This is a genomic window from Devosia sp., assembly GCF_040509215.1.
GTDB lineage: Bacteria > Pseudomonadota > Alphaproteobacteria > Rhizobiales > Devosiaceae > Devosia.
Map to the genome: position 1 here is coordinate 1 of NZ_JBEVLL010000023.1, position 3,926 is coordinate 3,926.

The following is a 3,926-nucleotide window of genomic DNA, read 5'->3' on the forward strand; positions in this document are numbered from 1 at the left end:
CCCGAGTCTGCGCCCCGAGAGGTTAACAAGAGGTTAACGAACAATCACGCTTTAGAGGGTTAGGACCGAGAGCCAATCAGCTCAGGCCGAGGCGAAAATGGTGGTTGTCGAGAAGTGATGGGCGACTGAGCAAAGGTCCAGTGGACCTTTGCCGCGAAGAACGCCCGAAGAGCTACGCTCGTAGGGCTATGGCGGAGCGTATGTTGGGTACGTGAGCACCGGAAACGGAGAAAACTGCCATTTGCAGACCAGCATCAGTTGAGTTGCGCTCGGTCCTTAGCGCTTCAGCCGATCGAGCAGCAGCCCCGAAACATGACCATCTGCCGGCAGTCCGGCGCGGGCCTGAAAGGCCATCACCGCAGCGCGCGTCTTGGGTCCGACAACGCCATCGGGCGTCCCGACATCATAGCCGGCGCGAGACAGGAGGCTCTGCAACTCGGTCCGCTGCGCCTTGCTCAGGGCATAGTCTCCAGCCGGCCACGGCGTCGCAAAACTGCCGCCGCCGATGATCCGATCGGCCAGATGGCCAACCGCCAGCGCATAGCTATCCGAATTGTTGTAGCGCTTGATCACATCGAAATTGGGTAGCAGCAGAAAAGCCGGGCCTGAAGCACCCGCCGGCATGTAAAGCCGCGCCACATCGCCGCCACGCGGAAAAGCCTTGCCCGAAACCCGCAAGACGCCCATCTGCTGCCATTGGCTCAGCGGCGCCTTTTCCATCTGTCGAGCCCGCGCGAAATCAAAGCCTGCAGGCACCTTGACCTCATAGCCCCAAGTCTCGCCCGGCCGCCAGCCGAAGGCATTGAGGTAGTTCGCCGTAGACCCCAGCGCATCGGGCACCGAGTTCCAGATATCCTTCCGCCCATCGCCATTATAGTCGATGGCATAGCGCATGAAGCTCGAGGGCATGAATTGGGTATGCCCCATGGCGCCGGCCCATGAGCCAACCATCTGGTTGGGCGTAATATGTCCGTCCGACACGATGCGCAGCGCGGTCAGCAGTTCCTTGCGGAAGAAGTCGGCGCGATAGCCGCCCTCGGTCAGCGTCGCCAGCGCATGGATGGTGTTATTGCCGCCCATGAAGCCGCCAAAATTGGTCTCCATGCCCCAGATGGCAAGGACTACTTCGGGCTGCACGCCAAAGCGCTGCTTGGCTCCGGCCAGGGTCTGCGCCCATTCCCCGCGCATGGCAGCACCCTTGCTCGCCTGCGCTGCGGTCACGCGCTTGTCGATATATTGCTGCACGGTCTGGGAAAATTCGGGCTGCTTGCGCGTCAGCTCCATCACCTGGGAAATCGGCGAATAGCTGGCAAAGGAAGCGTCGAACGCCTGTCGGCTCACCCCCATGGCCTGCGCATCGGGCCAAAGGCTGCGCACGAAATCGGCGCTATTGGCATGCGCCGGCGTCACGAGGCCCAGCACCAGAGCGACAGCCATGGCCGCTTTGCCAAAAGGAAAAAGTCCGGCGGATCGGATCATGTCGAGCCTCCTCATACGCGCTACCTGAAGTCAGAGGCGCGCCGGCTAAACAGCATCGGGCGCGCGTATCAAATAATTAACGCACCCGATTAAGATCACCTTAAGGCAAAGGCCCGGTCCGATCACGATGAGTTCAAGCACATCTGCCGAAAACGACGGCCTCTGTGCGGATCAAGACAGAAGCAAAAATCAGAACGTCAGGCCGGCTCCCCGTCCACCGGCGGGAGTTCCGGATAGGATTTTCCATCCTTGCCAGACATATAGCGCATCTTCGGCGTCGGCGTTTCAATGCCGCGCTCGCCAAAGAGCCGCATCAGCGTCTCGCTATAGAAACGCCCAGCACCCCATTGCTTGCCCGCCAGCGTCTTGATGCGCGAGCGCAGCGTCACCGAGGCCGGGGTGATCGCGATCAGCCCCTGCAGGTCGAGATCATCGAGAATGACATTCCTGTAGTCAGGATGCTCCATCACCACGGCAAAGGCGTCGCGCATTGCCTGTTTGGCGCCCTCGATGTCGCTGTCATAGGCAATTTCAACTTCCGAGACATAGAAGGAGAAGCCCCGCATCATGTTCGACACCTGGTCGACCGACGAGAACGGGATGAGATGCACGGTGCCGGTCATGTCCCGAATGGTCACCGACCGGATCGTCAACTTTTCGACGACGCCCGTGCGCCCGGCCGCCTCGACGACATCGCCCTCGTTCATCACGTTCTCGAACTGGATGAAGATGCCGGTGATAATGTCCTGCACCAGCTTTTGCGCACCAAAACCGATGGCGAGACCAACCACACCCGCACCGGCGAGGAGCGGCGCGATATTCACCCCGATCTGCGCCAGCGCCAGCATGACGCCAAAGATCACCAGCGCCACCGTGAAGGCATTTTTGAACAGGTTCAGCAGCGTCTTTTCGCGCGGCGTCGGCGCCTTGCCCGAACTTGAACTCAGGCGATATTCCACCCAGGACGCCACGACGACATGGAGGACGATGGCAATGAGCACGATCAGCGCCGCGGACACGACCGACCCAGCCACCCCCAGACCTTCATCGCTGCCAATCCAGCGGGCAAAATCGAACAGCCCCCAGGCCTGCCCCACCGAAACAATCACCCCCGCGATCACGACCCAGCGCACCACGGCCATGACGGCTGGCACAAAAGCCTGCAGGCGGTTCTCGAGCAGAGGCAGCCGCTGGCTGATATCGGGCGGCAGCCGCAGGCCGACATTGACGAAGCGGCTGATGAACCCAACGATCAGCGACCCGATCACAATGGCGATCAACGATTGCAGCGTCGCCCCCAGCATGAAGGGCAGTGCCTCCTCGGGATTGGCGAACCACACCACCAGCAGCGCCAGAAGATAAGCAATCGCCAGAACGTGCCACTGCTGCCCCACGGCCGCCAGCACGCGCCACAGCCCGGAATTGCCACGCCGCACCGCCAGTTCGGAGAGCCACACCCGGACATCGTCCCGGTTCTGCAGCACGATGATTACGCCCACGGTCACCACCGTGATCATCATCAGAACCTGAATGGCCGTCGCTGCCGCCGGCGAAATCGCCGAGGCCAGCATCGGCGACACGAACATGAAGGTATAGCCGAGCAGCGACACGACCCGCGCCAGCCAGAACGACCAATAGGCCGCATTGTCGTCGGTCACAGGCAGGAAACGCAGGCTCGTATGCCGCGGCGCCAGCAGGATGCGAACCGCAAGCTTGCACACTTCGACAACGAGGAAGGCGTTGAGCAAAAGACTCTGATTAATGCCCATCTCGCCGCGCGGCGTCGTGCCGAAATTGAGCGCCAGCACATAGCCGAAGGCCCAGGCAACGAGAACGCTCAGCGTATCGACCAGTGTCCCCGCGGCAATGATCCCGAGCTTTTGCCAGATATTGCGATTGGCCGCGCCGCGCGAAATGCGCGCCATCAAGGGTTGCGTCGCGAGCCGCAGCAGCCAGAAACTGCCAAAAAGCCCCGCGAGCACGATCCCCAGATTAACCGCCAGCGTTCCCAGTACCTGATAGTCGGCATTCATCGTCCCATCGACAGCCTGGCGGAAATTGACAAAAATCCCGCCAACCGCGCGCACCGTCGCCGAAGCGCCCTGCGCCACGCTCCGCGTATATTCTGCGAGCTGCCGCGCGATGCTGAGATCGGGCAGGATCTCCTCCGTTGCCGTCTCTTCCGCCGCGGCCGGCGTCGCCTGCTTCAAACGCTCGATCAGCGCCGCCCGGGCGGTGTCGTCCTCAAGAATGCGCACGAGATCGTCGACGGCTTGCGTCGATTCGGTCGCGCTGGTCTCGGTACTTGCGGGGGCGCTTGTTATCCCTGGCACCTGCGCAAAAGCGGGTGTTGCGAGCACAATCACGAAAAAGAAAAGACGGAGGAGCAACTGCATAGCCATCGCAATGACAATCAAAATGGGCCTCAGCATGGCGCTCCTCAGCCC

The 3,926-nt window shown here is 61.4% G+C and carries 2 protein-coding genes; both read right to left on the bottom strand.

Translation table 11 applies throughout. From position 1 onward, the window contains the following. Positions 1-276 precede the first annotated feature (276 nt). Positions 277-1,479 carry a lytic murein transglycosylase gene (locus ABW043_RS01110; protein ID WP_353919402.1) on the bottom strand — a complete coding sequence of 401 codons (1,203 nt, stop codon included), beginning with the start codon at positions 1,477-1,479 and terminating at the stop codon, positions 277-279. 197 nt (positions 1,480-1,676) lie between these two features. Continuing rightward, positions 1,677-3,737, bottom strand: a complete 2,061-nt coding sequence (locus tag ABW043_RS01115; protein WP_353919403.1) for a mechanosensitive ion channel domain-containing protein — start codon at positions 3,735-3,737, stop codon at positions 1,677-1,679. Between the last annotated feature and the right edge of the window lie 189 nt (positions 3,738-3,926).